Annotated in this window: 26 protein-coding genes and 1 riboswitch; of the genes, 14 read left to right on the forward strand and 12 right to left on the reverse strand. The window is 65.8% G+C overall.

The features are described from left to right. Nucleotides 1–113 precede the first annotated feature (113 nt). The 4 genes from V6F88_RS22590 to V6F88_RS22605 all read left to right on the forward strand — a co-directional run bounded on the left by V6F88_RS22590 (nt 114) and on the right by V6F88_RS22605 (nt 4,034). A complete protein-coding gene (locus V6F88_RS22590; RefSeq protein WP_332612388.1) occupies nt 114–923 on the forward strand; it encodes a thiazole synthase in 810 nt (269 codons plus the stop codon). Continuing rightward, complete coding sequence (gene thiD / locus V6F88_RS22595; RefSeq protein ID WP_332612389.1) at nt 920–1,762, forward strand: bifunctional hydroxymethylpyrimidine kinase/phosphomethylpyrimidine kinase; 843 nt, start codon at nt 920–922, stop codon at nt 1,760–1,762. The genes V6F88_RS22590 and thiD overlap by 4 nt, the downstream gene beginning before the upstream one ends. Nucleotides 1,763–1,942: 180 nt before the next feature. Further along, nucleotides 1,943–2,623, forward strand: coding sequence for a protein-L-isoaspartate O-methyltransferase family protein (locus tag V6F88_RS22600; RefSeq protein ID WP_046807653.1), 681 nt, complete (start codon nt 1,943–1,945; stop codon nt 2,621–2,623). A 79-nt stretch (nt 2,624–2,702) separates the two neighbouring features. Further along, entirely contained in the window at nt 2,703–4,034 is a 1,332-nt protein-coding gene (locus V6F88_RS22605) for a TolC family outer membrane protein (RefSeq protein WP_332612390.1), read from the forward strand. Nucleotides 4,035–4,203: 169 nt separating this feature from the next. Here V6F88_RS22605 and rfaE2 read toward each other — a convergent pair whose 3' ends face one another. The 6 genes from rfaE2 to ubiE all read right to left on the reverse strand — a co-directional run bounded on the left by rfaE2 (nt 4,204) and on the right by ubiE (nt 10,133). Next, nucleotides 4,204–4,692: a D-glycero-beta-D-manno-heptose 1-phosphate adenylyltransferase gene (rfaE2, locus tag V6F88_RS22610; protein ID WP_219991621.1), complete on the reverse strand. Its 489-nt coding sequence runs from the start codon at nt 4,690–4,692 to the stop codon at nt 4,204–4,206. Nucleotides 4,693–4,733: 41 nt separating this feature from the next. Continuing rightward, a complete protein-coding gene (locus tag V6F88_RS22615; RefSeq protein ID WP_046807656.1) occupies nt 4,734–5,612 on the reverse strand; it encodes a ferritin-like domain-containing protein in 879 nt (292 codons plus the stop codon). Between the two features lie 183 nt (nt 5,613–5,795). After that, nucleotides 5,796–7,349: a ubiquinone biosynthesis regulatory protein kinase UbiB gene (ubiB, locus tag V6F88_RS22620; RefSeq protein WP_046807657.1), complete on the reverse strand. Its 1,554-nt coding sequence runs from the start codon at nt 7,347–7,349 to the stop codon at nt 5,796–5,798. A gap of 3 nt (nt 7,350–7,352) precedes the next feature. Beyond that, the gene (locus tag V6F88_RS22625; RefSeq protein WP_332612392.1) at nt 7,353–7,991 is read right to left on the reverse strand and encodes a ubiquinone biosynthesis accessory factor UbiJ; all 639 of its coding nucleotides are present in this window, start codon (nt 7,989–7,991) and stop codon (nt 7,353–7,355) included. A 186-nt stretch (nt 7,992–8,177) separates the two neighbouring features. Then, complete coding sequence (locus tag V6F88_RS22630; protein ID WP_046807659.1) at nt 8,178–9,179, reverse strand: Tim44 domain-containing protein; 1,002 nt, start codon at nt 9,177–9,179, stop codon at nt 8,178–8,180. A 177-nt stretch (nt 9,180–9,356) separates the two neighbouring features. Beyond that, on the reverse strand, nt 9,357–10,133 hold the full coding sequence (gene ubiE, locus V6F88_RS22635; protein ID WP_046807660.1) for a bifunctional demethylmenaquinone methyltransferase/2-methoxy-6-polyprenyl-1,4-benzoquinol methylase UbiE: 777 nt from the start codon (nt 10,131–10,133) through the stop codon (nt 9,357–9,359). A 163-nt stretch (nt 10,134–10,296) separates the two neighbouring features. On the opposite strand from ubiE, the gene phoB reads away from it, so the two are divergent. From phoB to serA, 8 genes are all read left to right on the forward strand, one after another. Next, entirely contained in the window at nt 10,297–10,995 is a 699-nt protein-coding gene (phoB, locus tag V6F88_RS22640; RefSeq protein WP_006217129.1) for a phosphate regulon transcriptional regulator PhoB, read from the forward strand. A gap of 12 nt (nt 10,996–11,007) precedes the next feature. Further along, on the forward strand, nt 11,008–12,315 hold the full coding sequence (gene phoR / locus V6F88_RS22645; protein ID WP_332612396.1) for a phosphate regulon sensor histidine kinase PhoR: 1,308 nt from the start codon (nt 11,008–11,010) through the stop codon (nt 12,313–12,315). A 115-nt stretch (nt 12,316–12,430) separates the two neighbouring features. Next, nucleotides 12,431–13,117 (forward strand): heavy metal response regulator transcription factor, encoded by a 687-nt coding sequence (locus V6F88_RS22650; protein ID WP_332612398.1) that lies wholly within the window; start codon nt 12,431–12,433, stop codon nt 13,115–13,117. 91 nt (nt 13,118–13,208) lie between these two features. Next, complete coding sequence (locus V6F88_RS22655; protein ID WP_332612399.1) at nt 13,209–14,585, forward strand: heavy metal sensor histidine kinase; 1,377 nt, start codon at nt 13,209–13,211, stop codon at nt 14,583–14,585. A gap of 124 nt (nt 14,586–14,709) precedes the next feature. Continuing rightward, a complete protein-coding gene (locus tag V6F88_RS22660) occupies nt 14,710–16,458 on the forward strand; it encodes a copper resistance system multicopper oxidase (protein ID WP_332612604.1) in 1,749 nt (582 codons plus the stop codon). Beyond that, nucleotides 16,459–17,424 carry a copper resistance protein B gene (locus tag V6F88_RS22665; RefSeq protein ID WP_442880376.1) on the forward strand — a complete coding sequence of 322 codons (966 nt, stop codon included), beginning with the start codon at nt 16,459–16,461 and terminating at the stop codon, nt 17,422–17,424. It begins immediately after the preceding gene. Between the two features lie 92 nt (nt 17,425–17,516). Then, nucleotides 17,517–17,972: a DUF411 domain-containing protein gene (locus V6F88_RS22670; protein WP_332612401.1), complete on the forward strand. Its 456-nt coding sequence runs from the start codon at nt 17,517–17,519 to the stop codon at nt 17,970–17,972. 98 nt (nt 17,973–18,070) lie between these two features. Continuing rightward, nucleotides 18,071–19,267, forward strand: coding sequence for a phosphoglycerate dehydrogenase (gene serA / locus V6F88_RS22675; RefSeq protein WP_332612403.1), 1,197 nt, complete (start codon nt 18,071–18,073; stop codon nt 19,265–19,267). Between the two features lie 76 nt (nt 19,268–19,343). On the opposite strand, the gene V6F88_RS22680 is transcribed toward serA, so the two are convergent. Beyond that, a complete protein-coding gene (locus V6F88_RS22680) occupies nt 19,344–20,243 on the reverse strand; it encodes a LysR substrate-binding domain-containing protein (protein ID WP_332612405.1) in 900 nt (299 codons plus the stop codon). A 149-nt stretch (nt 20,244–20,392) separates the two neighbouring features. On the opposite strand from V6F88_RS22680, the gene V6F88_RS22685 reads away from it, so the two are divergent. Continuing rightward, nucleotides 20,393–20,824: a VOC family protein gene (locus V6F88_RS22685; protein WP_046806579.1), complete on the forward strand. Its 432-nt coding sequence runs from the start codon at nt 20,393–20,395 to the stop codon at nt 20,822–20,824. An 87-nt stretch (nt 20,825–20,911) separates the two neighbouring features. Here the strand turns inward: V6F88_RS22685 and V6F88_RS22690 are convergent, their stop codons facing one another. Next, nucleotides 20,912–21,610, reverse strand: a complete 699-nt coding sequence (locus tag V6F88_RS22690) for a GntR family transcriptional regulator (protein ID WP_332612407.1) — start codon at nt 21,608–21,610, stop codon at nt 20,912–20,914. 138 nt (nt 21,611–21,748) lie between these two features. Beyond that, entirely contained in the window at nt 21,749–22,387 is a 639-nt protein-coding gene (locus tag V6F88_RS22695) for a trimeric intracellular cation channel family protein (protein ID WP_046806581.1), read from the reverse strand. Nucleotides 22,388–22,622: 235 nt separating this feature from the next. Between V6F88_RS22695 and V6F88_RS22700 the strand changes: the two genes are divergently transcribed. Further along, nucleotides 22,623–23,492 (forward strand): universal stress protein, encoded by an 870-nt coding sequence (locus V6F88_RS22700; protein ID WP_332612409.1) that lies wholly within the window; start codon nt 22,623–22,625, stop codon nt 23,490–23,492. A gap of 72 nt (nt 23,493–23,564) precedes the next feature. Here the strand turns inward: V6F88_RS22700 and V6F88_RS22705 are convergent, their stop codons facing one another. The 3 genes from V6F88_RS22705 to metX form a co-directional block, all read right to left on the reverse strand. Then, entirely contained in the window at nt 23,565–24,875 is a 1,311-nt protein-coding gene (locus V6F88_RS22705) for a muropeptide transporter (protein WP_332612410.1), read from the reverse strand. A gap of 47 nt (nt 24,876–24,922) precedes the next feature. Beyond that, the gene (metW, locus tag V6F88_RS22710) at nt 24,923–25,537 is read right to left on the reverse strand and encodes a methionine biosynthesis protein MetW (protein WP_332612412.1); all 615 of its coding nucleotides are present in this window, start codon (nt 25,535–25,537) and stop codon (nt 24,923–24,925) included. After that, nucleotides 25,534–26,808: a homoserine O-succinyltransferase MetX gene (metX, locus tag V6F88_RS22715; RefSeq protein ID WP_332612413.1), complete on the reverse strand. Its 1,275-nt coding sequence runs from the start codon at nt 26,806–26,808 to the stop codon at nt 25,534–25,536. The genes metW and metX overlap by 4 nt, the downstream gene beginning before the upstream one ends. After that, a riboswitch (SAM riboswitch) is annotated at nt 26,798–26,879 on the reverse strand. Its footprint overlaps the gene before it by 11 nt. Nucleotides 26,880–26,890: the final 11 nt, after the last annotated feature.

Consider the following 26,890-nt stretch of genomic DNA (forward strand, 5'->3'; position numbering starts at 1 on the left):
GCTTCCCACCTTGTTGCGCATCCGGCGCGACATCGTGCTTTATCATTCGCGAAAGCCTTTCAGTCAGCCTCCCGCGGGTATCGCTGCGCGCACCCGCCCTTTGAAACACCGCCATGACCACACAAGACACTCTCACCATCGCCGGGCGCGCCTATTCGTCGCGCCTGCTCGTCGGCACCGGCAAGTACAAGGACTTCGAGCAGACCCGCGCGGCGCTGGACGCCAGCGGCACGGAAATCGTCACCGTCGCCATCCGCCGCACCAACATCGGCCAGAACGCCGGTGAACCGAACCTGCTGGACTACGTCCCGCCGTCAAAATTCACGCTTCTGCCCAACACGGCCGGCTGCTACAGCGCCGACGACGCCGTGCGCACGCTGCGCCTGGCGCGCGAGCTGCTGGACGGCCATGACCTGGTCAAGCTGGAAGTGCTGGGCGACCCGCACACGCTGTTCCCCAACATGCCCGAAACCCTGAAGGCCACCAAGACGCTGGTCGACGACGGCTTCAAGGTCATGGTCTATTGCACCGACGACCCCATCCAGTGCCGCATGCTGGAAGACATGGGCGCCGTGGCGGTAATGCCGCTGGCATCCCTGATCGGCTCGGGCATGGGCATCCTGAACCCCTGGAACCTGCGCCTGATCATCGACCAGGCCCGCGTGCCGGTCGTGGTGGACGCCGGCGTGGGCACCGCCTCGGATGCCGCCATCGCCATGGAACTGGGCTGCGACGCCGTGCTGATGAACACCGCCATCGCCGCCGCGCGCGACCCGATCCTGATGGCCAGCGCCATGAAGAAGGGCGTGGAAGCCGGCCGCGAGGCCTTCCTGGCCGGCCGCATGCCCAAGAAGCTGTACAGCGGCGCGCCCAGCTCGCCCACTGAAGGGCTGATCACCGGCGGCCCGGGCGCGCAGAAATGAGCTCGCGCCAACAGGACGGCAACGCCCGTCCCATTCCCAACGCGTTGACCATCGCGGGCGTCGACCCCTCCGGCGGGGCCGGCATCCTGGCCGACGTGAAGGCCATGAGCGCGCTGGGCGCGTACGGTTGCGCCGTCATCGCGGCGTTGACGGCGCAGAACACCCAGGGCGTTACCGGCATTTCGGCCGTGCCGCCTGCCTTCGTGGGCTTGCAGATCGACACGCTGTTCACCGACGTGCGCATCGACGCCGTCAAGATCGGCATGCTGGGCCAGTATCCGGTGATTGAAATGGTGGCCGAAAAGCTGGCCAAGTGGACCCCGGCGCACGTGGTGCTGGACCCGGTTATGGTGGCAAAAAGCGGCGACCTGCTGCTGGAGAACGATGCCGTGGGCGCCATGCGCGAGGCGCTGCTGCCGCAGTGCACGATGCTGACGCCCAACCTGCCCGAAGCCGGTGTGCTGCTGGAAGAACGGCCGGTGGAAACCGTCAAGGAAATGCGGCGCGTGGCCGAACGCCTGCGCAACAAACTGGCGCACTCCGGCGAACGCTGGGTGCTGGTCAAGGGCGGCCACCTGCCCGGCAACGAAACCATCGACCTGCTGCACGACGGCGACCGCATGATCGAACTGCCCGGCCACCGCATCGACACCGCCAACACCCACGGCACGGGCTGCACCTTGTCGGCCGCGCTGGCGGCCTTGCTGCCCCAAATCGGGGACGTACCAGAGGCCGCACGCCGCGCCAAGGCCTACCTGACGGAAGCCATCCGCCATGCCGAACGGCTGTCGGTAGGATCGGGCCACGGGCCGGTCCACCACTTTCACGCCTGGTGGTAGCAGGCCCGGCGCCCCACCCTGCAAGCAGGGGTTGCGGAATATCGCGGCGCTTTTCGAAGCGCCGCGCTCGTTTCCGGCATGGTCGCCCGGCCTGAAACGCCTGCTTGGCCCGGGCGCCGTCACAGGACGCTACGAATCGGTACAATGGCCGCCTGATTCCTCTGTTTTTTCCTGACCGTCATGAACGCTTCGACCCTGCCCGACGTAGAACAAGCCCGCTTCAATATGGTGGAACAGCAGATCCGCCCGTGGGACGTCCTGGACGCCAACGTGCTGCAAGCGCTGTTCGATGTGCGCCGCGAACAATTTGTTCCGCCGGCCCTGCGCGCCTTGGCGTTTTCCGACCTGGAACTGCCCCTTGAAATCAATGCGGTCAACACCCGCCAGACCATGCTCGCCCCCAAGGTTGAAGCGCGTTTGGCGCAAGACCTGCAATTGACCAAATCCGACTGCGTGCTGGAAATCGGCACCGGTTCGGGCTACCAGGCCGCGCTGCTGGGCTATCTGGCCCAACAGGTGACCTCGGTTGAAATCGACAGCCGCCTGGTGACGTTCGCGCAGCAAAACCTGCAAATGAACAACGTCACCAACGTCAAGGTTGAAACCGGCGACGCCCGCAACGGCTGGGGCTCGACCGAATACGACGCGATCCTGGTCACGGGTTCGGTGCCCGTCGTGCCGGACGCGCTCAAGTACCAGCTGCGCGTGGGTGGCCGTCTGGTCGTGATCGTGGGCCAGGCCCCCGTCATGACGGCCTGTCGCATCACCCGCACTACCGCCGCCAGCTTTGAAACGGTGAACCTGTTTGAAACCGTGATCAAGCCGCTGCGCGGTGTCGCGGTATCCCAGTTCAAGTTCTAAACCCTATCCCCGCCGCCCCGTGCCCGCCCCGCTTCGGGGCCCGGGCACCCTGGGGCGGCCCGGCGTATCGTTGAAAATCATGCGCGTCCGATTGCTTACGGCTTTACTGGTTTTTACCGCCGCCGCAAGCGTCGGCCCGTTGCCCGCATTTGCGCAGAACCTGATCCAGGTCTGGCAAGCCGCCCTGGGCAATGACCCCACCTATGCCGCCGCCCGCGCCAACTATCGCGCCGGGCTGGAAAAAGAACCGCAAGCCCGCTCGCTGCTGCTGCCGCTTATTTCGGCCGAAGCCGGCGGCGCATACCAGGAAACGCGCAGCACGCGCGGCCTGGGCGTGGCCTACAGTGGCGGGCGCGGCGTCTGGGACCTGGCGCTGACGCAGCCGCTATTCGATTGGGGCCGGTGGCAAAACTACGAGCAGTCCAAGCTGATCGTCGCCGATGTCGAAGTCCAGTTGCAGCAAGCCTATCAAGACCTGCTGCTGCGCGTGGCGGATGCCTACTTCAACGTGCTGTACGCGCAAGACGCGCTGACCGCGACCGAGGCCGAGAAAGCGGCCGTGGCGGGTCAGCTGGAATCGGCCAAGCGCAATTTCGAGCTGGGCAATTCCACGGTTACCGACACCTATGAAGCGCAGGCGCGCTACGACTTGGTGGTCGCGCAGGAACTGCGCTTGCAGAACGACCTGGACGTGCGCCGCGATGAATTGGCCAAGATCATCGGCACGGCGCCGGGCGCGCTGGCCGAACTGCCCTACGGCGTGCAATTGCCGTCGCCCCAGCCCGCCCGCGTCAACGACTGGAGCACTCAGGCTGAATCGTCCAGCCTGGAGGTGCTGCGCGCGCAGTTGCTGACCCGCATCGCCGGCCGCGAAATCCAGATCGCCAAGAGCGGCCACTATCCCACCTTGAACTTGCGGGCCACCAGCGGCAGCGCCAGCGACGCCGTCATGCGCAACGCGGCGCCGGGCAAGCCCATCGACAACACGGTGGGCGTCGTGCTGTCCATTCCGCTGTATTCCGGCGGCGGCGTATCGTCCCAGGTCACCGAGAAGGTGCAGCTGGAACAAAAGGCCCGCCACGACTTCGAAACCGCACGCCGCCAAGCCATCCAGGCCGCGCGCCAGTACTACACGGGTGTCACCAGCGGGTTGGCTCGCATTCAAGCGCTGGAAGCCGGTGAAAAATCCAGCCGCGCCGCCGTCGAGGCCAACCGCACCGGCTACGAAGTCGGCGTGCGAATCAACCTGGACGTGCTCAATGCGCAGCAGCAGTTGTACGCGACGCAGCGCGATCTGGCGCTGGCCCGCTACAGCACGGTGCTGTCGGGGCTGCGGCTGAAGGCCACCAGCGGCATTCTGGCGGAAACGGATCTGGAAGCCATCAACAGGCTGCTGCGGGAACCGCGCTGAGGCTGGGGATCGGGCTTGGATGCGATGGGATGGGCTACGGGCTACGGGCTACGGGCTACGGGCTACGGGCTACGGGCTACGGGCTACGGGCTACGGGCTACGGACAAAAAAGGCGGCTTGCACAAGCCGCCTTTTTTCATGCCCTGCGCAGGCTCCACGCCCCTCGGCCTCAACCGCCCTGGATCTTCTTCACCAGCGCCGTCGTGGACCGCTGAAATTCGAACGGAATGGCCACGGCGCGACCGCCCCAGCTTTTTACCAGCGCCGTTTCGGGCAACGTTTCCATGTCGTAGTCGCCGCCCTTGACGATCAGGTCGGGCTTGATCTGGCCGATCAGCGCTTCGGGCGTGTCTTCGTGAAACGACGTGACCACGGTCACGCAGCCCAGCGCGGCCAGCAGCGCGGCGCGGTCTTCCATGCGGTTCAGCGGGCGCTCGGCACCCTTGCCCAGGCGGCGCACCGATTCATCGGTGTTCACGGCCACCACCAAGGTCGCGCCCAACTGCGCGGCCTGGTCCAGATATGTGGCATGGCCACGATGCAGGATGTCGAAGACCCCGTTGGTGAACACCAGCGGCCGCGGCAGGCGGCCGGCGGCAACGGCGGCGACGCATTCGTCGCGGGACAGGACTTTGGATTCAAAACGGGCGGCGGACATGCGGCGATTATATCCGCGCATCCACCGCCCGAAAGTGACGTTCAGGCGCCACCCAGGATGATCTGCTTTTCCTTCGGCACGACCAGCGCGGTCATTTCCTTGCGGTAGCGGTTCAGGTCCTTCACCGTTTCAAAGCTGCGATCCATCAGCTTGGACAGGATGTGCAGAATGCGGCTGGCTACCTTCTGTTCCCAGATGCCGTCAAAGCGGATCTGCGTGTCCAGCCAGTGCTCAAGCCAGCCCGGCTCCGGCAGGCGCGATTGCACCGTGTCGTTGGGGAACAGGTCTTTGTTGACGTGCAGGTTGGTCGGGTGCAGCGCCTGCTGCGTGCGGCCGGCCGACGCCATCAGCACGCCGATCTTCGAGAACGCCAGGCGAGCTTGTTCGCTGGTGTCCTGGCCACGGTCATGCAGCGCGCGGCGCATGTATTGCAGGTACGCGCCGGCATGGCGGGCTTCGTCCTGCGCCACGGTCTTGTAGATGGCCTTGATGACGGGCTCGGTGTGCCATTCGGCGGCACGGCGATACCAGTGGTTCAAGCGGATTTCGCCGCAGAAATGCAGCATCAGCGTTTCCAGCTCGGGCGCGGCGTCGAATTCAAAGCGCACGTTGTGCAGCTCTTCTTCCGTGGGCACCAGGTCGGGCCGGAAGCGGCGCAGGTATTCGATCAACACCAACGAGTGCTTTTGCTCTTCAAAGAACCACACCGACATGAATGCGCAGAAGTCGCTGTCCCCGCGGTTATCGCGCAGGAACATCTCCGTGGCGGGCAGCGCCGCCCATTCGGTGATGGCGTTCATCTTGATCGTCTGCGCTTGCTCGTCCGAGAGCTTGCTGCGATCGAAATCTCCCCAGGGGATGTCGTGCGCCATGTTCCAGCGCACGGCTTCCATGGTCTTGAAGAGTTCAGGATAAAGCATGGGTCTGCCCTTGTATTCGTCCCGCTTGTGGGGCGATAGAAATTAATGAATGGCGCGCGCGTCGTTCCGGCGACTGACGCTGCTTTCATCCACCGCAGCGCTATTTTTCGCCGTTTCCCGCGAAGCTATGATGACCGTTTCATGAATGAAACATGACAGAGTTCGTCTAGACCATCGCGCCGCCTATCGGGTCAAGGCCCAGATTGCGACCCCGATCGCAAGAGCCAACACCCCAACCAGCGCTGCAACCAGCCGGTTGTTCTGTTCCTGGGCGCGCCGCAGGTGAATCATCTCGGCCAGCAGCGCGGGCGAGACGTTCGGGCGGCTCAGGTGGTCATGGACCAGCCTGGGTAAAGCGGGCAGCATTTGCGACCACTGCACGGCTTCTTTTTCCAGGCTTTGACGCAGCCCCTTGAATCCGACACGCTGGCGCATCCAACGTTCCAGATAGGGCTTGGCGGTCTTCCAGAGATCCAGGTCGGGATCAAGCTGGCGGCCCAGTCCCTCGACGTTCAGCAACGTCTTTTGCAGCAGCACCAGCTGCGGTTGGATCTCGACATTGAACCGGCGCGACGTCTGGAACAGGCGGAGCAGAACCTGCCCCAGCGAGATCTCGGACAACGGCCGGTCAAAGTACGGTTCGCAGACGGCGCGCACGGCGCCTTCAAGTTCTTCTTCGCGCGTGTCGGCCGGCACCCAGCCGGACTCGATGTGCAACTGCGCCACGCGGCGGTAATCGCGGTGGAAGAAGGCCAGGAAATTCTGCGCCAGATAGTTCTTGTCGAATTCTGACAGCGACCCGACGATGCCGAAGTCCAGCGCGATATAGCTGCCCAGCGTGTCGGGGCGGTCCGACACGTAGATGTTGCCCGGGTGCATGTCGGCGTGGAAAAAGCCGTCGGTGAAGACCTGCGTGAAGAAGATTTCCACGCCGGTGCGCGCCAGGGTCGGGATGTCGATCCCGGCCTCGCGCATGCGTTCCACCTGGCCCACCGGCATGCCGTACATGCGCTGCATGGTGAACACGGTGGACGCCGTGTATTCCCAGATCACTTCTGGGACGATAAGCATGTCGCCCCGGCCCGATTCCGGGCCGAAATTGCGGCGCAGCTGACTGCAATTGGACGCTTCGCGCACCAGGTCCAGTTCGTCGTGCAGGTACTTGTCGAACTCGGCCACGACTTCGCGCGGCTTCAGGCGGCGGCCGTCGGCGCCCAGGCGCTCGATGATGCGCGCCACGATCTTGAGCAGCGACAGGTCTTTTTCGATGATGCCCAGCATGCCCGGGCGCAGCACTTTCACGGCCACTTCGCGGCCGTCGTGCAGCACGGCAAAGTGCACCTGCGCGATGGACGCGGATGCAACCGGGTCCACGTCGAACTGCGCGAACAGCTTTTCAGGCGGCGCGCCCAGCGCGGCCTCGATGCAGGCGGCGGCCTGGGCGGACGGGAACGGCGGCACGCGGTCTTGCAGCAGGGCCAGTTCGTTGGCGATATCAGCGGGGATCAGGTCGCGGCGGGTGGACAACACCTGGCCGAACTTGACGAAGATGGGCCCCAGGGATTCCAGCGCCAGCCGCAGGCGCTGCCCACGCGGCTGACGCGGGCGGGTGCCCAGGCGAATGACGCGCAGCAGGCACGTGGCCAGCGGATGATTCAGGCTGGACAGGACCAGTTCGTCCAGGCCATAACGCAGCGATACGACGATGATGCGAATAAGGCGCAGCAGGGGAAACATATATCAGGCGCCCCGCTTTGCGCTGGCGGACGCCAGACGGGTTTGCAGGGCGGTGGCCGAACGCGCCAACGCGTCGGCGCTTGCGGTCAGTTCGGCAAGATCCAGGCGCCATTGCTCCAGCGCCGGGCGGCCCACCAGCACGCCGCTTTCTTCAGCCAGGTATTCGGACACGTTTTCCGCCAGGCGCTTGCCGGCGTTGCGCGCGCCATCGGCTGCCGAGCGGGCGCCGCCCACGATGCGCAGGGCGGCGATATCGCCCACCACGCGGGCCAGGGCGTCTTCGGGATCGAAGCGCAGCTGCTTGGCAAGGTCGGCTACGACCTGGGCCAGCGCGGCGTCGCCGGAGATATGCGTGGCCTGCGCGAAATCGGGCGTTTCACGATCAGCGCCCAGGCGCGGCAGGGGCAGCTTTTCGGGCGCGACGGTCAACGTCACATCCGGCACCACCGCCGGGTCGGCCTGGGCGGCCAGCCCTTCGCTATCGATCGTCAGCCCCAATGTGAAGCCACCCAGCGCAAAGCGCACCGTCTTGCCGGCATGCCGCGCCAGGCGCTCGCGCGCCCATTCCTCGCGCCTCAACAGGGCGTTGAGCGCACTGACAGCCATTCGAGAGGGCGTGGGCAGAAAGGAAAAGGGCAGCATGACGGTGTGCAACGCCGGTGGGTCGGGGTTGCGGGATTAGTGGCTAAATCGGGAGTGTAACGGGTTAGATGGGACCGCGTTTAGTACAACGGGACAAGGAAAAACCGGCCCTTCTAGGGCCGGTTCAAGTGGATGCCCTGAGGCATCCGGCAACGGAGGACAGCGTCAGCCCCGATCAAACAGCGTTTAGCTGGCCAGATCCACGGGGATCTGTTGAATGCCGGCCAAGAGCCAGCCGCCATTGGCGGGCTTGAACAGGTTCCAGACTTCTTCGAAGCGGAAGGCTTCGGCGCCCGGGGCCTCGCGCAGCATGCCGGAGAAGCGCACGCTGGCCAGGTGGCCGTCGGACACGGTTTCGATACCCAGCATTTCGGCGTTCAACAGGACCACTTCGGTCTTGTTGGGCGCCGCGCCGCGCTCGGCCAGTTGCGGCTTGAGCTCGGTGATCAGGTCATCGGTCAGGAAGTCGCGCAGGCCATCGGTGCTGCCGCTGTCCCACACGGCCTGGATGCGCACGAACTGCTCCTTGGCCTGCTTCAGGAAGGCGGGGGTGTCGAAATCACCCGGCACAAACCAGTTGTTGTCCTCGCCGGCCTTGGGCAGCACGGCCGGAGGCGCCACCGGGGCAGCCGCGGCAGCGGCCGGAGCGGCGGCGGCGGTCGGCTTGAGCGCTTCGCGCCACATGGGCTGCTGTTGCTGGCCGGGTGCGTTGTTGGCGCCATTGAACGCGCCTTGCGTTGCCGTACGCGGACCGGCGCCACGCAGGCGGCGGATGATGAACATGACGGCGAACACGACAGCGGCGATCAGCAGGGCGGAACCGAGGAATTCGGCGAACGCGCCCGACAGGCCCATGCTGGACAACAAGGCGGCGATACCCAGGCCGGCGGCGATGCCGGCGATGGGGCCAAGCCAGCGCGATGCGCCGCTCTTGGCGGCGGCGCCCGCGGCACCGGCCGTGGCGGCACCGGCGGCTGCCGGGGCGGCGGTGGCGCCGGCCGTGTTGTTGGCGGCGGCTGGCGGCGTGGTGGCCTGGCGTTGCTGGGTCACATTGGAGGATTGGCGGCCGACGCTGCTACCGCCACCCGCACGACGGGCTTCGGCATCAAATGATGCCGTCACCAACGCCGCGCCGGAAACGGCGATGAGCGCCGCGGCGACAAACCGCGAAAGACAGAATTTGGTCATAGAGTTAGCTCCCTCGTACTCGCGCCCCCGCTGCCCCGAGCAGCAAGGAGTCCCACGGACAGCGGGACCTATTCGCGACTTTTCTTACAGTAATCTGAATGTCGTAAGAATAACGGACAAGATGCCGCCCCACAAGTTCCCCGTGGGGGGACAAATCATCGGATGGACACGCCGGGCTCAGCCCAGGCGCACGCCCTCGTGCAGGGCGGCGATGCCGGCGGTCAGGTTGAAGTACTGCACCCGTTCCAGCCCGGCGCTGCGCAGCATGTCGGCCAGGGTTTCCTGGTCGGGATGCATGCGGATGGATTCGGCCAGGTAGCGGTAGCTGGCTTCGTCCTTGGCGACCTTCTTGCCCAGCCAGGGCAGCACATTGAAGGAATACCAGTCATAGGCAGGGGCCAGGGGCTTTGCCACGCGCGAGAATTCCAGCACCAGCAACTTGCCGCCCGGCTTCAGGACACGCGCCATTTCAGCCAGCGCGCGGTCTTTATGCGTCATGTTGCGCAGGCCGAAGGCCACGCTGACGCGATCGAAGTAACCGGTGGGAAACGGCAGGCGTTCGGCGTCGCAGACGGCGGTGGGCAGCAACAGGCCCGCGTCGGTCATGCGGTCACGGCCCACGCGCAGCATGGAATCGTTGATGTCGGTCAGCCAGACTTCGCCGGTGGGGCCTGCGCGCTTGGCGAAGGCCTTGGCCAGGTCGCCCGTGCCGCCCGCGATATCCAGCACCTTCATGCCGGGGCGGATGGCAGCGCGGCCAATGGTGAAGGCTTTCCAGACGCGGTGCAGGCCGGCCGACATGAAATCGTTCATGACGTCGTAGCGCTGGGCAACCGAATGGAAGACTTCGGCAACCTTGCGTGCCTTTTCGCCTTCAGGCACCGTTTGAAAGCCAAAGTGCGTGGACTGGGCGTTGTCCTGCGCGGAATGTTGCGATTCGGAGGGGTTTTGCATGGTGAATTCCCGATATATCGTGGCAATGGTAGCCTATCGGCCCCCGCCGGCGGCGCGAAGAACCTGCCTGCGGGACGCCCCGCGGTCACATACCTGAAATATTGCGGCCATACTATCGCAATGTTCGCGCCGCGCCGGCGCTCAGAAGCGTGCCAAATTCGCCATGTCCAGCACCATCCTCGTCGTCGAAGACGAACCCGCAATCCAGGAACTGATCGCCGTCAACCTGTCCTTCGCGGGGCACAAAGTGCTGCGCGCCTTCGACGCCGACCAAGCCCAGACCCTTATCCGCGCTGAACTCCCTGACTTGATACTGTTGGACTGGATGCTGCCCGGCACTTCCGGCCTGGCGATGGCGCGCAAGCTGCGCAACGACGAGCGCACCCGCGCCGTCCCGGTCATCATGCTGACCGCCAAGGGCTCCGAGCAAGACAAAGTCGATGGCCTGGAAGCCGGCGCCGACGACTACATCACCAAGCCGTTCTCGCCCAAAGAGCTGATGGCCCGCATCAAGGCCGTGCTGCGCCGCCGTGCGCCGCAGCTGACCGACGACGTCATCGACGTGGGCGGCCTGAAGCTGGACCCGGTCACGCATCGCCTGTCGGGCAACAGCCAGTCGCTACAGATCGGCCCCACCGAATTCCGCCTGCTGCACTTTTTCATGACGCACCCGGAACGCGTGTTCTCGCGGTCGCAGCTGCTGGATCAGGTGTGGGGTGACCACGTGTTTGTTGAAGAACGCACCGTCGATGTCCACATCCGCCGCCTGCGCAAGGCGCTGGAACCCAGCGGCCACGATGCGCACGTGGAGACGGTGCGCGGCAGCGGCTACCGGTTTACGGCACAGCTCGCCACGCGGTAAAACTGCCGCACGATGATCTGGCTGCGCACACTTTTCCTGGTCGCCCTGTGGGCGGTGATTGCATTACTGGCGCAATGGCTCATTGGAGATCCGGCGGGCTGGGTGGTGTTTTCCGCCGCGCTGACCGCCATGTTGCTCTGGCGCAGCTGGCGCCTGACGCTGGTCTCCCACTGGGCCAATCACCCGGACACTTCGCCCCCCGCTTCCGTCGGGCCCTGGGACGACATCCTCGCCCCCCTTTACCGCTATACCCGCGCCCGCGCCCGGGAACTGGCCGAAACCCGCGACACCATGCAAGGCATGCTGGCCGCCGCCCAGGCCCTGCCGGACGGCGCGGTCACGCTGAACGAAGACTTCCAGATTGATTGGTGCAACCGCATGGCGCGCCAGCATCTGGGTTTGCGGCTGCCGGCGGATCGGGGGCACAACCTGCTGAACCTGCTGCGCGCGCCCGAGTTCGTGGAATACGCGCATCGCCCCGCCTGGCCCGAGCCCATCCTGGTGCGCCTGGGCCAGCAAGGCCAGGAACGGCTGATGATGATGCAGCTGACCGCCTACGCCAGCAATCAGCGGCTGCTTATTACGCGCGACGTCACGCAGATCGAACGGCTGGAGACGACGCGCCGCGATTTCGTGGCCAACGTGTCGCATGAACTGCGCACGCCGCTGACCGTGCTGGCGGGCTTTCTGGAAACGCTGCGCGACATGCCGGCTGACGCGCTGCCTGAAGAACAGCGCGCGCAGTACATCGACATGATGCATGAGCAGGCCCAGCGCATGCAGGCCATTGTGGAAGACCTGCTGACGCTGTCCACGCTGGAATCGTCGCCAGGCAGCGACCCGCGCGCCATCAACATGGGCGCGCTGCTGCAAAAGGCGCGCCAGCAGATCGAGGCGCTGTCGGGCGGCCGCCATGTGCTGGAATGGCATATCGACGACACGCTGGACGTGCTGGGCGCCGAAACGGAACTGACCTCGGCGCTGTCGAACCTGCTGACCAATGCGGTGCGCTACACCCCGGATGGCGGCACGATCACCGTGCGCTGGGAACGCGAAGCCGATGGCGGCGCGCGCTACAGCGTGCAGGACACCGGCATCGGTATCCCGGCCCGGCACCTGCCACGGCTGACCGAACGGTTCTATCGGGTGGACCGCGGGCGTTCGCGCGCGGTGGGCGGCACCGGGCTGGGGCTGGCCATCACCAAGCACATCGCCATGCGCCACGACGCCGAACTGCTGATCACCAGCGAACCGGGCAAGGGCAGCGTGTTCGCCCTGCGCTTTCCGCCGGAGCGCATCGCGATCGGCGAAGCGGCATAGAAGGCGCGTCGCCGACGCCGGGCTGACGACCCGGCGTTGACGCGCACGGCGGGCGTCGGATCGCCGACGCCACCGTCGCCGCGCCGCTGCCCGCGCGGGTGGTAAATTCCCGGCCATGCGCATCCTGGTCATCGAAGACGAACCCAAGCTGGCCGACTACCTGAAAAAGGGCTTGTCGGAGCAGACCCATGTCGTGGATCTGGCGCGCGACGGCGTGGATGGGCTGCATCTGGCGCTGGAAGGCGACTACGACCTGATCGTGCTGGACGTGATGCTGCCCGGCGTGGACGGCTTCGGCATCCTGGCCGCCGTGCGCGCCCGCAAGAACACCCCCATCCTGATGCTGACCGCGCGCGACGCGGTGGAAGATCGCGTGCGCGGGCTGGAAGGCGGCGCCGACGATTACCTGGTCAAGCCCTTTGCTTTTTCCGAGTTGCTGGCGCGCGTGCAGGCGCTCCTGCGCCGCGGCCGTGCGCAAGAACCCACGCTGCTGCGGCTGGCCGACCTGGAGCTGGACCTGGCCAGCCGCCGCGCCCAACGCGGCGGCCGCCGGCTGGATTTGACCGCCAAGGAATTCAGCCTGCTGGCCCTGCTGCTGCGCCGCCAGGGCCAGGTGCTGTCGCGCACCACGCTGGCCGAACAGGTGTGGGACATGAATTTCGACAGCGATACCAACGTCATCGACGTCGCGGTGCGCCGCCTGCGCAGCAAGCTGGACGACCCGTACGACACCAAGCTGCTGCACACGGTGCGCGGCATGGGCTATGTACTGGAATCGCGCAGCCACCCGCTGCCGGCATGACGCGGGCTGCCGAGCGGCCGCGCCGATGAAGCCGCCCCATGAAGCCGCCTCCATGACGCCGCCCCGCCCGCGGCCACCCCGCATCCGCTCCATGCAGGCCCGACTGACGTTGCTGCTGGGCGCCATCGCGTTGCTGGTTTCCAGCCTGGCGGGCGCGACCTTGTTCTGGGCGCTGAAGCGCGAAGTGGAACGCCAGGAAATCACCGAGGTCAGCGGCAAGCTTGAACTGATCGACCACCTGATCGACATGCAGAACAGCGCCAGCGGCCTGCACGACCTGGCCGCCACCTTCGACGAGATGCGCGCCGGGCAGGGCCAGCTGGGCATCTGGATCGTGGACGCGCAAGGCCATGCCGTCTACGGCGGGCCCCCGCCCGACACCCTGGAAACGGCGGACGGCCGGCAAGTCGTTCTGCAAAGCGCCGATGGCGGCCGCATGCGCGGGCTGCGCGTGGCCATGAACGACCGAATTCTGCCCGGCGCGCAGCTGACGGTGGCCGTCAGCACCCGCACCAGCGCACAATTTCTGTATGCCTACGGCACGGCGCTGGTGCTGATCTGCGCGCTGTGGGTCGGCGCCACCGTGGTGCTGGCGGCCTGGGCCGTGCGGCGCAGCATGGCGCCCACGCGCCGCCTGTCCGAGCAGGCCGCCCGCATCCGCCCCGACAATCTGGCGCATCGCCTGCCGCTGGCCGACACCGATCGCGAACTGCACGAGCTGGTCATATCGTTCAACCGTACGCTGGAGCGGCTGCAAGCGGCATACCAGCAGATGGAAGGCTTTAACGCCGACGTGGCGCACGAGCTGCGCACGCCGCTGGCCACGCTGATCAACGGCACTCAGGTCATGCTGTCGTCACCCCGCGATGCCGCCGAGCTGCGCGACGCGCTGGAGTCCAATCTGGAAGAACTGGAAGACCTGAAGACGCTGGTCAACGACATGCTGTTTCTGGCGCGCGCAGACCGGGGCGAACTGGCGGCCGACCTGGCGCCGGTATCGCTGGCCGCCGAAGCGCGCCGCGTGGCGGACTATTACGAAGCGATGCTGGAAGAGCAAGGCGTGCATCTGCGCTGCGAAGGCGATGCCAAGGTGGTGGCCAACGCCGGGCTGGTGCGCCGCGCGCTGGCCAACCTGATCGCCAACGCGATCAAAGCCACGCCGGCCGGCGGCGACATCGTGGTGTTGTGTTCGGCCGTGCCGGGCGGCGCGCGGGTCGAAGTGCGCAACCCCGGCACGCCGATTCCTGCCGCCGACCTGCCCCGCATCTTCGACCGATTCTTCCGGTCGGGCGCCAGCCGCGCGCCGCGCAGCGAAGGCCATGGCTTGGGCCTGGCCATCGTGCGCGCCATCGCCCGCATGCACGGCGGCGACGTCGACGCAACGTCGGACGCCAGCGGCACCGTGGTGGGCATCACGCTGCGCGGACCGGGGGCATTCCGGTCCGATTTTCCGCACGACGTGGCGTAGCGCTATCCGCCGCGCGGGACGTCGAACATTACAAAAACGTAATCTACGCGACAGGATCGGGTCACCGCCGCCTTCCTACAGTGTCATCACGGTCATTCCATCAAGGATTCTTGTGAAAGACGCTATGCCGCGTATCGGCCACGACACGCCCTTCGCCACCCCCCGCGCGGCGGTCTCGCGCCGCCGCTTCGTACAGGGCCTTGCCGCCGGTGGCGCCTTGGCGTCGCTGGGAGCCTGGCGCGCGGCGCTGGCCGCCCCCCCTGCTGCCGCCGAACTGCGCGGCACCGAATTCCATCTGGAAATCGGCGAAACACCGGTGAACTTCACCGGCGCTGCCCGCATCGCCACCACCGTCAACGGCCAGCTGCCCGCGCCGCTTCTGCGCTGGCGCGAAGGCGACACCGTCACGCTGCATGTGACCAACCGGCTGCATGAGCAAACGTCGATCCATTGGCACGGGATTCTGCTGCCTTCGGACATGGACGGCGTACCGGGGCTGAGCTTTAACGGCATCGACCCCGGCCAGACCTTCACCTACCGCTTTGCCGTGCGCCAAAGCGGCACGTATTGGTATCACAGCCACTCGGGCTTTCAAGAGCAGACCGGCCTGTACGGCGCAATCGTCATCGACCCCCGCCATCCGGACCCCGTCGCCTGCGACCGCGACTACACGGTGCTGTTGTCCGACTGGACAGACGAAGACCCGATGCGTGTCTTCAACAAGCTGCGCGTGATGCCCGACTACTACAACGGCATCCAGCCCAGCGTGCAAAGCCTGTCGGCCGATGCGCAACAACGCGGCTGGGGCGCCGCGTTGTCCGAGCGTCTGATGTGGGAACAGATGCGCATGAACCCGACGGACCTGGCCGACGTGTCGGGCGCCACCTACACTTTCCTGACCAACGGCGCGACGCCGGCCGGCAACTGGACGGGCCTGTTCAAGCCGGGCGAACGCGTGCGGCTGCGCTTCATCAATGGGTCGGCAATGACGTACTTCGATGTGCGCATACCGGGCTTGAAGATGACGGTGGTGGCCGCCGATGGGCTGGACGTGCGGCCCGTGGACGTCGAGGAATTCCGCATCGGCGTGGCCGAAACGTATGACGTCATCGTCGAACCCAAGGACGAGCGGGCCTACACGATTTTCTCGCAGGCCATGGACCGCTCCGGCTATGCGCGCGCCACCCTGGCGCCGCGCGCCGGCATGCAGGCCGAGGTGCCGGAACTGGACCGCGTGCAACTGCTGGGGATGATGGATATGGGCATGTCGCATGGCACGTCGCATGGCATGTCGCATGGCACGTCGCACGGCATGCCGCACGGTTCCCCATCCGCGCAAGGCAGCATGGTGCCGGTCAAGCACCCGTACCCGACGGAACGCGGCGTGGGTAATTCCATGTTGCCGGACGTGGTGTCCACGCGCCTGGATGACCCTGGCGTGGGCTTGCGCGACAACGGCCGCCGCGTGCTGACCTACGCGGACCTGCACTCGGTGCATCCCCCCGAGGACAACCGCGAGCCCTCGCGTGAAATCGAATTGCACCTGACGGGCAACATGGAACGCTACATGTGGTCGTTCAACGGCGTGAAGTTCTCGGACGCCAAACCCATCCTGCTGCGCTACGGGGAACGCGTGCGCTTCGTGCTGGTGAACGACACGATGATGACGCACCCCATTCACCTGCATGGCCTGTGGAGCGATCTGGAATCGCCCGACGGTGCGTTCCAGGTGCGCAAGCACACCATCACGCTGAACCCCGCGCAGCGCCTGAGCTACCGCGTCAGCGCCGATGCGCGCGGACATTGGGCGTATCACTGCCACCTGCTGTATCACATGGAGGCCGGCATGTTCAGAGCGGTCGTGGTGGAGTAAATGATGAAACCCCTTACCTCTTTGATGGCCCTGTGCGCCCTGACGATGACGCTGGCCACGGCGGCCGCGTCCGCCCAGCCCGCCGGCGTCGATCATGGCGCGATGGATCACGGCGCGATGGACCATTCCGGCATGCGTCACGGCGCGGCCCAAGCGCCTGCCCCCGCCGCAACGGATCACGCCAACATGGACCATGGTGACATGGGGCATGACGGCCCTCCCCAAGCCGCCCCGACGCCCCCCGCCGCGCCGCCGGTGGGCAGCCTGCCTACCAGCGATGGCGCGGCCGAGCGCGGCTACGACAGCTACGGCATACATCCGCACATGATGGACGACATGCCCGCCTGGCAGGTGCTGTTCGACAAATTCGGCGTGTCGCACAACCGTGATGGCCAGAACGCGCTGCAATGGGACGGGCGCTTCTGGTTCGGCACGGCCACCGACCGGCTGCTGGTCAAATCGGAAGGCGAACGCGAGAACGGCGAGGGCTCGGACGGGAAAGTTGAAGCGTTCTGGAGCCACGCCGTCTCGCCGTTCTGGGACCTGCAACTAGGCGCTCGCCGCGACATCGGCACCGGCCCCAAGCGCAACTGGGCCGCCATCGGCATTGAAGGCGTGCTGCCCTACAACATCGAACTGGAAACCACGGCCTACGTGGGTGCATCGGGTCGCACGGCACTGGCGCTAAAAGCGGAGTACGACCTGTTGTTGACCCAACGGCTGATCTTCACGCCCGAACTCGAAGCCAGCCTGTACGGCAAGGCCGACCCCGCGCGCGGCGTCGGTTCGGGGCTGGCCGAAGGCTCGCTGTCGTTCCGGTTGCGCTACGAAGTCACGCGTGAATTCGCCCCGTATATCGGCGTATCCTTTGACCGGAAGTTCGGCCAGACGGCGCGCTACGCGTCCGACGCAGGCGCCAGCCGATCGCAAACCGCGCTGATGGCCGGCGTGCGATTCTGGTTTTGACGGCCGTGGCCGCATCAACGCCGCTGCCGTCGCATCACGGTGACAGTCGCCGTCACAGCGCCCACTTTTTTCCTTTACCCGATCGGAGCATCATGAACGTTTCCCGCCTGACTCGCCTGGTTCTTGCCGCCGCGCTGTGCGCGCCGACCTTCGTCATGGCCCAAGGCCCCGTCAAGGTCGAGGTCTGGAAAACGCCCACCTGCGGCTGTTGCGAAGACTGGGTCAAGCACATGCGCGATAACGGCTTTACCGTGGCCACGCACGATGTGCAGGACACCGGCCCCATCCGCCGCAACGCGGGCATGGCGGACTACGGGTCGTGCCACACCGCGATGGTCGACGGCTATGCGGTCGAAGGCCATGTGCCGGCACGTGACATACGCCGCCTGCTGCTGGAAAAGCCCGACGCGGCGGGCTTGGCCGCCCCCGGCATGCCGCTGGGATCGCCCGGCATGGACGGCCCCGAATACGGCGGGCGCAAGACCCCGCACGACGTGCTGCTGGTGGACAAGCAAGGCGGCGCGCGGGTGTACGAGACCTACCGTTGAAACAATTCATCCACACCGTCCCAATGGCTACTCCTTGCACTGCAGCAAAAATGCGCCACAATAAATAAAACGCACTTCTCACCCCCCCCCTGGCAGTCATGGCAAAAATCGTCCTGTTCGAGAACATCCATCCGAGCGCCCGCGCGGTCTTCGAAGCCGCCGGCTACACCGATATCGTCACGCACGCCGCCGCATTGCCGGCGTCGCAGCTGCGCGACGCCCTGCGCGGCGCGCATGTGGCGGGGATCCGTTCTCGCACGCACCTGGACGCCACGCTGCTGTCCAGCCCCGACCTGCGCGTGGTGGGCTGCTTTTGCATCGGCACCAACCAGGTCGACCTGGACGCGGCCATGCAACGCGGCATCCCGGTGTTCAACGCGCCGTTTTCCAACACCCGCTCGGTGGCCGAGCTGGTGCTGGGCGAGGCCATTTTGCTGTTGCGCCGGATTCCGGAAAAGAACGCCCGCGTGCATCTGGGCCATTGGGACAAGAGCGCCGCCGGCGCCTTTGAAACCCGTGGCAAGACGCTGGGCATCGTGGGCTACGGCAACATCGGCTCGCAGATCAGCACGCTGGCGGAAGGCCTGGGCATGCGCGTCGTGTATCACGACGTGGAAGCCAAGCTGCCGCTGGGCAACGCGCGCCCGGCCGGCACGCTGAACGAGCTGCTGGAACAGGCCGACGTCGTCACCCTGCACGTGCCGGGCGGCAAGTCGACCGAGAACATCATGAACGCGGAAACCATCGCGCGCATGCGTCGCGGGTCCATCCTGATCAACGCCTCGCGCGGCGCGGTGGTGGACATCGACGCGCTGCACGCGGCACTGAAGTCCGGCCATCTGGCGGGCGCGGCGCTGGACGTCTTCCCGACCGAACCCAAGAGCGCCGACGAGCCCCTGGCCAGCCCGCTGATCGGCATGCCCAACGTCATCCTGACCCCGCACATCGGCGGCAGCACGCAGGAATCGCAAGAGAACATCGGCCGCGAAGTGGCTGAAAAGCTGGTGCGTTTCCTGCAAGCCGGCACCACCAAGGGCGCGGTCAACTTCCCCGAACTGCCGTACCTGGAACCGGCCGGCGCCACGCGCATCCTGCACGTGCACCGCAACGCGCCGGGCGCGTTGGGCACGCTGGACAACCTGATGGCGCAGCATGGGCTGAACATCGTCAGCCAGACGCTGCAAACCAAGGGCCAGATCGGCTACGTGATTACCGACGTGGAAGGTCAGGTGGATGACATCGTCATGACGACGTTGCGCAGCCATCCCATCACGGTTCGCTGCGACCGGCTGTAACGCAGTCAAGGCCGACAGGCGCGTGGCGCGATCCGCAAAGCGCGCGGATCGCGCCACGCGCTTTTTTATTGCGCGCTCAGGATCGTGGCTGTGGCTGTGGCTGTGGCTGTGTTTCGGTCAGCGCCGCCGCAACCAGGCATTCCGCCATTTTCTCGCGCACGCTGCCATTGTCGAACGGCAGGCGGCCGATGATGCCGATATCCCGGTGAAACGCGTGCTCTCCCAAGGGCACCAGCCGCAAGCCCGCCAGATCCAGCCCACGCAATTGCGGCAACAGCGCCACGCCCAGCCCGTGCCGCACCAGGTTGGCGATGGCGTCTATTTCATCCAGCTCGACGGCCTCGTGTACGTTGATGCGATGTTTCTTTAGAAAAATATCCACCACGCGCCCGCCGAACGACGCCCGGTCGTAGCGAATGAACGGCTGGGTGGCCAGCACATCGCGCCAGGGCGCCAGCGGCATGGCCTGGGGCATGGCCAGCACCACGGGCTCGCTCAGCAGCCGCTGCCAACCCAGCTCGGGCGGCAAGGCGAAGGGCGGACGGATCAGCACCGCCATGTCGACCTCACCCGCGTCCACCTGCCCCAGCAGGGACAGCGACACGCCGGGCACGATGCGCACTCGCACATCGGGATACACCGCGCGAAAGCGGCCCAGCGCGTCCACCAGCAAATCGTGCTGCACCGAGGCGATGGCGCCAATGCGCAATGACCCGCTGACCTGCCCCGCCCCCGCCGTGGTGACCAGGCGTTCGGCCATGGCCACCAGTTCTTCGGCCTGCGGCAACATTTCGCGGCCATGGGCGTTCAGCACGGCCGCACGCGCACCCCGATCGAATAACGCCACCCCCAAATATTCCTCCAGCCGCTTGATCTGGGCGCTGACGGCGGACTGCGTCAGCCCCAGGTGCGTGCCGGCGCCGGTGAAGGTGCCATCCCGTGCGACGGCGATGAAGGTCTTGAATTCCTTGATCATGAACAATCAATTTTTTTTGGCCTAAGGCACAAAAAATATCGTTTTTCAATCAAAAAAACAATACCTAAACTAGGCGCTGGTGCTAAACACAGCACGCTGCACCCTGCGGGATCCGCAGTCCGACCTTTTTGAATGACCCCGGAGTTTTCATGACCGCCCAAACCAACCTGCCGCCGTTCCACCTGGCCTTTCCGGTCCGCGACCTGGCCGAAGCCCGCGCCTTCTACGGCGAAAAACTGGGCTGTCCGGAAGGCCGTAGCTCGCCCGAATGGATCGACTTCAACTTTTACGGCCACCAGATCGTTGCCCACCTGGCCCCCAGCGAATGCGGCCACAACGCGACCAGCGCCGTGGATTCGCACAACGTGCCGGTCCGCCATTTTGGTGCGGTGTTGTCGATGGAACAGTGGGAAGCCATGTCCAAGCGCCTGATCGACGCGGGCACAGAATTCGTCATCGAGCCGTACATCCGCTTCAAGGGCGAAGTCGGCGAACAAGCCACGATGTTCTTCCTGGATCCGTCGGGCAACGCCCTGGAATTCAAGGCGTTCAAGAACATGGATTCGCTGTTCGCCAAGTAATCCGAACGCACGCGCGGGGCCGGCCTGACAGGCTGGTTGCCGCGCGCCAGGGCAAGCGGGCGCCTGCCCGCCGTGACCGGGATGCGGCTACGCGCGGTATCGCGGGTTTGCCTCGAGCGCGGCCTGTTCGGCGGCTTCGAGATACGCCTGGACAATGCTGGGCAGCACTTCGTGCACGTAGGTGCGCGTCAGCTGGGCCGCGCGGTCCACGTCGCGGTTGGCCAGCGCCAGCGTGATGCCGTGTGTGTACGACTGGATGGCGTGGTCTTCCATCGAGCGCCGGGCCAGCAGGAATCGCAGCGGCTCGACTTGTTCGTAAAGCTTGCTCAACATGCTGGTCAGCGGCGTGTTGCCGGTGTAGCGGGCGCAAGCCAGATAGAACTCGCTAGCGGCGGCGATGCAGGCGCGCGCGTCTTGCTTGGCCATCGACGCGGCAATAGCCTCGTCGTAGCTGCGCAGTTCGGCCACCAGCGGCGCCAGGTCGTCCATGTCGGCCAGCTGCCGCAGGCAATAGGCTTCAAGTTCGGCGCGCAACCCGTACAGATGCCGGATCTGCGTTTCGGTATAGAGCGTGGCGCGAAAGCCCTTGCGTTGAATATGCGTGACCAGGCCGCTCAGTTCCAACAGCCGCAGGGCTTCGCGGATGGGGCTGCGGCTGGTGCCGAACCGCTGCTCAAGCTCTTGCTCGCGCAAGGGCTGGCCGGGCCGGATAGTGCCGTCCACTATCAAGTCACGAATCTGTTCCTGCAGGAAATACGGAATCGTGGCGGGCGCTTTAACGTCCAATCGGCTCCCCTTGAACTGCCCGAGGCATGTGTTGAGAGACCGAAAGATACTAGAAATTTATTGAAACACAAATAAGAAAATTGTTGCAGAGGGCCGGCGCGGCCCCCGGCAAGTAATACGGGGAGCGCTGCGGCAAGCTCAGTCCCAGTCGTCGCGATACACGAACTTGGGCATCTGCCAGTTAAAGCGCAATGCCAGCAGCCGCAAGGCCAGACCGGCGGCCAGCGCCAGCGGCACGGCCGCGTTGGCCGACAGGCCCAACGACTGCCCGCCCAGATACAGCGCCCCCGTCACCACGGACACGCTGGCGTAAAGCTCCTTGCGAAACAGCAGCGGCACCTCGTTGCAGAGCACGTCGCGCAGCACCCCGCCCGCGCAGCCGGTGATCATGCCGCTGATCAGCACGACCGTGATCGGCAACTGCATCATCTGCGCCACCTGGCAGCCGATCACGGTGAACGCCACCAGCCCCAGCGCGTCAGCCAGCAGGAACAGGCTGCGCAAGCGCCGCATCACCGGCGCGATCAAGGCCGTCAGAATCGCCGCGCCGCCGGTCATCCACAGGTATTCCGGGTGGATGACCCAGGTAAGCGGGTAATGCCCCAGCAAGACGTCGCGCAGCGATCCGCCGCCCAGCGCCGTCACGCACGCAATGATGCACACCCCCATCCAGTCCATGTCGCGGCGCCCGGCCGACAACGCCGCGGTCATGGCCTCGGCCACGATGGCGACCAGGTACAACGTGTGCAGCAACAAGGGGGAAATGTCGGAAAGCATGGGGGAATAATCAAGAAAGCCGGTGATGGAACCCGCCCATTGTATTGAGCCTGACCCGGCGCAAGCGGCCATTGCGGCTCTGGACCTCATCGCTTACGCTGGACCGTGCGTTGATATCGATCAATCCCCAGTCCGCGTCGCGGCGAGACAATGGGGCATTGCCCCCGCAAGGGAGGTACCTGCCAGGCTGGCGGACGCGGGAGTCGCCACTCTGGCTACAACCGGGAGATAGCGTATGACACAGCAAATCGGCCCCATCCTGTTGGCCACGGACCTGAGCGCGCGCGGCGATCGCGCCCTGGACCGCGCCTTGCAGCTGACCAAGGAACTGGGCACCAAACTGATCGTGTTGCACGTCATGGAAAACCACGCCACGTCGGCGCGCCTGACCACCCCGGTCTGGCGGCGGTTGTCCAGCGACCACAAGGCGCTGGCCGAACGCGAGCTGGCGGAGGATCTGGCCGCGGCCGATGTCCCCACCGAAGTGGTGGTGGTGTCGGGTGATCCGCTGGCGCACATCACCGAAACCGCGGACAGTTTCGGCTGCTCGCTGATCGTCACCGGCACTGCCCGCGACGAAACGCTGGGCCGGCTGCTGTTGGGAACCACCGTCGAAAAACTGGTGCGCCAGGCGCGCCAACCGGTGCTGGTGGTCAAGACCCGGCCGCGTCGGCCGTATCGCGACGTGCTGGTCGCCACCGACTTTTCCGATGGCTCGCGCCATGCGTTGCGCGCGGCGCTGCAATTGGCGCCAAACGCCAACCTGACGCTGTTCCACGCCTACGACGTGCCGTTTCAGGGCAAGAACACGCCTGAAGACGCCGTCTCGCGCAGCTTTCACCAGGAAGCCGAGCAAAGCGCGCGGGAATTCACGGCCAGCACGCCGGAACTGGCGGGGCTGACGCCGCCCAAGGTGGTGCTGGAAGCCGGCCAGCCCGAAACGGTCTTGTCGGAATATTCCTTCCACCATCGCTCTGACCTGGTCGTGACCGGCACGCACGGCCGCACGGGCATCCTGCGCACCGCCATCGGCAGCGTGGCCGAACGCCTGCTGGAATCGTTGCCCAGCGACGTGCTGATCGTCCGCCTGCACGACGAAGACTGACGCAAACGCGCGGTCGACAATAAAAAGGCGGCGCCTGGTGCGCCGCCTTTTTTATGCGCCGAGCCCCCGCCCTCAGGCCTGTTCGCCCTGCTTTTCCATCGTGTCGATCGTGCCGCGCAGCCTATGCAGCAGCACGAGCCCCGGCAGCGCGATCAGCACCGTCAGCAGGAAAAACCCCGGCCAGTCCAGGCGCTCGACCAGCGGCGGAGTCAGGGGCCCCGCCAGATAGGTACGGCCGACGGCCGACAGCGCCGACAGCAATGCAAACTGGGTGGCCGAAAACCGGCGTTGGCACAGCGCCATCAACAAGCCCACGAACGAAGCCGTCCCCAGCCCGCCGCACAGGTTTTCAATGCCCACGCCGGCAGCCATCAGCGACAGATTCTTGGGGCTGACCGCAATCAGCCAATACGCCAGGTTCGACACCGCCTGCAACAGCCCGAAGGCCATCAGCGACCGATACAAGCCCCAACGCGCCATCAGCGACCCGCCCGCCAGCGCCCCCACGATGGTGGCCGCCAGGCCCAGCACCTTGTTCACGGTGCCGACCTCGGTCGGCGTGAAGCCCGCGCCCCGGATCAGGAAGGTGGTGGACAGCGCGCCCGCGAACGCGTCGCCCAGCTTGTACAGCACGATCAGCAGCAGGATCGCCAGCGCGCCACGCCGCGTGAAGAATTCGTGCAGGGGTTCGCCAATGGCCGCGCCCAACGTGCGGGGCGCGTGGGCGACGTGCTCGGGTTCGGGCGCCAGCAGCGTGGCCACGGCGCACAGCAGCATCAGCGCGCCCATCAGCACATAGGTGTAGCCCCAGCCGATCCATTGGTCCGCCAGGATCAGCGCCAGCCCACCGGATGCGATCATCGCCAGCCGGTAGCCCATCACCTTCACGGCGGCGCCGGCGCCCCGTTCTTCCTTGCGCAGCACGTCCGTGCAATAGGCGTCGAACGCGATGTCCTGCGTGGCGGACAAGAAAGCGACCACCACCGCCAGCAAGGCCAGCGGCATCAAGGCGCTGGACGGCGACAGCGCGCCCATCGCCATGATGGTGATGGCCAGCAACAGCTGCGTTACCAGCATCCAGCCGCGCCGCCGGCCGAGCAGCGGCGGCACATAGCGGTCTACGAAGGGAGCCCACAGAAACTTGAGGGTGTAGGCGGTGCCCACCAGCGTAAGAAAACCGATTTCCTGCAGCGGCACGTTTTCGACGGTGGCCCAGGCCTGCAAGGTACCGCCGGTCAGCGCCAAGGGCAGTCCGCTGGCAAAGCCCAGGACCAGCAAGGGGGCCACGCGGGGGCTGGTATAGACGTTGGATACAGCGGTGATGACGGTCTCCTGAAACGCGCCGCACGGCGCAACAGGCGTTGCGTCGCGGGCTTGCGGCATTTTAGGGCCTGTTGCCGCGCGCCGTCAGGAGGATCGGTGTCGGAATGTCAGGGCGTGGCAAAACGGTACACCGCAAGCGTGCTGCGCCAGCTGGGAAAGAGCTTGACCTCGTGGCCCTCGTTGAACGTGGCGCGTTCAAGAATGCGCAGATTCAGTTCGCCGGCCAGTTGTTCGAAGTCGCGCAGGGTGCACAGGTGGATGTTCGGCGTGTTGTACCACTGATAGGGCATCTGACCGGTGACCGGCATGCGCCCACGCAAGATGGCCCAACCGTGCGGCCAGTAGCCGAAGTTGGGAAACGACACGATGCCGTGACGCGCCACGCGCGCCATTTCACGCAGGATGTGTTCGGTGCGGTGCATGGACTGCAAGGTCTGCGACAGCACCACCGTATCGAACTGTTTGTCGTCAAACAGCGCCAGCCCGTCTTCCAGGTTCTGCTGGATGACTTCCACCCCGCGCCGCACGCACGCGATCACGCAGGTGTCGTCGAGCTCAACGCCCGCGCCGCGCACCTGACGGTGGTCGCGCAAGTGCGCCAGCAGCGCGCCGTCGCCGCAGCCCAGGTCCAGGACGCGGCTGCCGGGTTCGATCCAGCCGGCGATGCGCGCCAGGTCAGGCCGCAGTGCGGCATGGGCATAGCGGGGGCTTACGGGATTCATTCGGAGCGTCCTTCGGTCTGCGCGGCGTCGGGGGTCAGGCCGAGTTCGCGCGCGATGCGTTCGTAGTAGCCACGGACCACCGCGTGATAGCGGGCGTCTTCCAGCAGGAAGGCGTCGTGCCCGTGCGGCGCATCGATTTCGGCGTAGGTGACGGGGCTGGCGTTCTTGAGCAGCGCGCGCACGATTTCGCGTGAACGCTCGGGCGGGAAGCGCCAATCGGTCGAAAACGACACCAGCAGGAAGTCGGCCTTGGCAGGCGCCAGCGCGCGCGCCAGGTCGCCGCCCGTGGTGCGGGCCGGGTCGAAATAATCTAGCGCGCGCGTGATCAGCAGATAGGTATTGGCGTCGAAATAACGGGTGAACTTCTCGCCCTGATAACGCAGGTAAGACTCCACTTCGAATTCGACGTCGTAGCCGTAATGGTAGGCGCCGTTCTCGGCCGGCGCACGTTGGGCGCGGCCGAATTTCTCGGCCATGTCGTCATCGGACAGGTAGGTGATGTGGCCGATCATGCGCGCCACCGACAAGCCCCGGCGCGGCACCGTGTCTTCGGCGTAGTAGTCGCCGCCGTGGAAGTCCGGGTCGGTGATGATGGCGCGGCGCGCCACTTCGTTAAAGCCGATGTTCTGCGCCGACAAACGCGGCGTGCTGGCAATCACCACGCAGTTGGCCACGCGGTCGGGCAAGGTGATGGCCCAGCTGAGCGCCTGCATGCCGCCCAGCGATCCGCCCATCACGGCGGCAAAGCGTTCGATGCCGAAGTGGTCGGCCACGCGGGCCTGGGCGCGCACCCAGTCTTCTACCGTCAGCACCGGAAACGCCGCGCCCCAGGGCTTGCCCGTGGCCGGATTGATGCTGGCCGGCCCGGTCGAACCGAAGCACGAGCCCAGGTTGTTGACGCCGATGACGAAGTAGATATTGGTGTCCACCGGCTTGCCGGGCCCGACCATGTTGTCCCACCAACCCACATCGCCGGGGTTGTCGGCCGCTTGCCCGGCGACGTGGTGCGACGCGTTCAGCGCGTGGCAGATCAGCACGGCGTTGGTGCGCTGCGCATTGAGCGTGCCGTAGGTTTCCACGGCAAGTTCGTAGGCCGCCAGCGACTGGCCGCTGAGCAACGGCAGCGGTTCATCGAAGTGGATGAAGATGGGTGCGACCAGGCCGACGGAACCGGGATCAACGGTGTCGGAAGTCGTGACGGTGGCGGGAACAAACCCGCTGGCCGGATCAGCGGCCAGAGCACCGGCCAAATGTTGGGCAGGAGTGGTCATACGGACCTCTTTAGCTGGATTTATTGGAAGGCGCCCGCAAGCGGATCAGGCAAATCGGCGCCGAAATATGGATGCTGCATTG

Source organism: Achromobacter sp. ESBL13 (assembly GCF_036668755.1).
Lineage (GTDB): Bacteria > Pseudomonadota > Gammaproteobacteria > Burkholderiales > Burkholderiaceae_B > Achromobacter.

What these genes read in the sequence shown, in the direction of transcription:
- V6F88_RS22590 (WP_332612388.1), top strand. Translation starts at nt 114, where the DNA reads ATGACCACACAAGACACTCTCACCATCGCCGGGCGCGCCTATTCGTCG.
- thiD (WP_332612389.1), top strand. Translation starts at nt 920, where the DNA reads ATGAGCTCGCGCCAACAGGACGGCAACGCCCGTCCCATTCCCAACGCG.
- V6F88_RS22600 (WP_046807653.1), top strand. Translation starts at nt 1,943, where the DNA reads ATGAACGCTTCGACCCTGCCCGACGTAGAACAAGCCCGCTTCAATATG.
- V6F88_RS22605 (WP_332612390.1), top strand. Translation starts at nt 2,703, where the DNA reads ATGCGCGTCCGATTGCTTACGGCTTTACTGGTTTTTACCGCCGCCGCA.
- rfaE2 (WP_219991621.1), bottom strand. Translation starts at nt 4,692, where the DNA reads ATGTCCGCCGCCCGTTTTGAATCCAAAGTCCTGTCCCGCGACGAATGC.
- V6F88_RS22615 (WP_046807656.1), bottom strand. Translation starts at nt 5,612, where the DNA reads ATGCTTTATCCTGAACTCTTCAAGACCATGGAAGCCGTGCGCTGGAAC.
- ubiB (WP_046807657.1), bottom strand. Translation starts at nt 7,349, where the DNA reads ATGTTTCCCCTGCTGCGCCTTATTCGCATCATCGTCGTATCGCTGCGT.
- V6F88_RS22625 (WP_332612392.1), bottom strand. Translation starts at nt 7,991, where the DNA reads ATGCTGCCCTTTTCCTTTCTGCCCACGCCCTCTCGAATGGCTGTCAGT.
- V6F88_RS22630 (WP_046807659.1), bottom strand. Translation starts at nt 9,179, where the DNA reads ATGACCAAATTCTGTCTTTCGCGGTTTGTCGCCGCGGCGCTCATCGCC.
- ubiE (WP_046807660.1), bottom strand. Translation starts at nt 10,133, where the DNA reads ATGCAAAACCCCTCCGAATCGCAACATTCCGCGCAGGACAACGCCCAG.
- phoB (WP_006217129.1), top strand. Translation starts at nt 10,297, where the DNA reads ATGTCCAGCACCATCCTCGTCGTCGAAGACGAACCCGCAATCCAGGAA.
- phoR (WP_332612396.1), top strand. Translation starts at nt 11,008, where the DNA reads ATGATCTGGCTGCGCACACTTTTCCTGGTCGCCCTGTGGGCGGTGATT.
- V6F88_RS22650 (WP_332612398.1), top strand. Translation starts at nt 12,431, where the DNA reads ATGCGCATCCTGGTCATCGAAGACGAACCCAAGCTGGCCGACTACCTG.
- V6F88_RS22655 (WP_332612399.1), top strand. Translation starts at nt 13,209, where the DNA reads ATGCAGGCCCGACTGACGTTGCTGCTGGGCGCCATCGCGTTGCTGGTT.
- V6F88_RS22660 (WP_332612604.1), top strand. Translation starts at nt 14,710, where the DNA reads ATGCCGCGTATCGGCCACGACACGCCCTTCGCCACCCCCCGCGCGGCG.
- V6F88_RS22665 (WP_442880376.1), top strand. Translation starts at nt 16,459, where the DNA reads ATGATGAAACCCCTTACCTCTTTGATGGCCCTGTGCGCCCTGACGATG.
- V6F88_RS22670 (WP_332612401.1), top strand. Translation starts at nt 17,517, where the DNA reads ATGAACGTTTCCCGCCTGACTCGCCTGGTTCTTGCCGCCGCGCTGTGC.
- serA (WP_332612403.1), top strand. Translation starts at nt 18,071, where the DNA reads ATGGCAAAAATCGTCCTGTTCGAGAACATCCATCCGAGCGCCCGCGCG.
- V6F88_RS22680 (WP_332612405.1), bottom strand. Translation starts at nt 20,243, where the DNA reads ATGATCAAGGAATTCAAGACCTTCATCGCCGTCGCACGGGATGGCACC.
- V6F88_RS22685 (WP_046806579.1), top strand. Translation starts at nt 20,393, where the DNA reads ATGACCGCCCAAACCAACCTGCCGCCGTTCCACCTGGCCTTTCCGGTC.
- V6F88_RS22695 (WP_046806581.1), bottom strand. Translation starts at nt 22,387, where the DNA reads ATGCTTTCCGACATTTCCCCCTTGTTGCTGCACACGTTGTACCTGGTC.
- V6F88_RS22700 (WP_332612409.1), top strand. Translation starts at nt 22,623, where the DNA reads ATGACACAGCAAATCGGCCCCATCCTGTTGGCCACGGACCTGAGCGCG.
- V6F88_RS22705 (WP_332612410.1), bottom strand. Translation starts at nt 24,875, where the DNA reads ATGCCGCAAGCCCGCGACGCAACGCCTGTTGCGCCGTGCGGCGCGTTT.
- metW (WP_332612412.1), bottom strand. Translation starts at nt 25,537, where the DNA reads ATGAATCCCGTAAGCCCCCGCTATGCCCATGCCGCACTGCGGCCTGAC.
- metX (WP_332612413.1), bottom strand. Translation starts at nt 26,808, where the DNA reads ATGACCACTCCTGCCCAACATTTGGCCGGTGCTCTGGCCGCTGATCCG.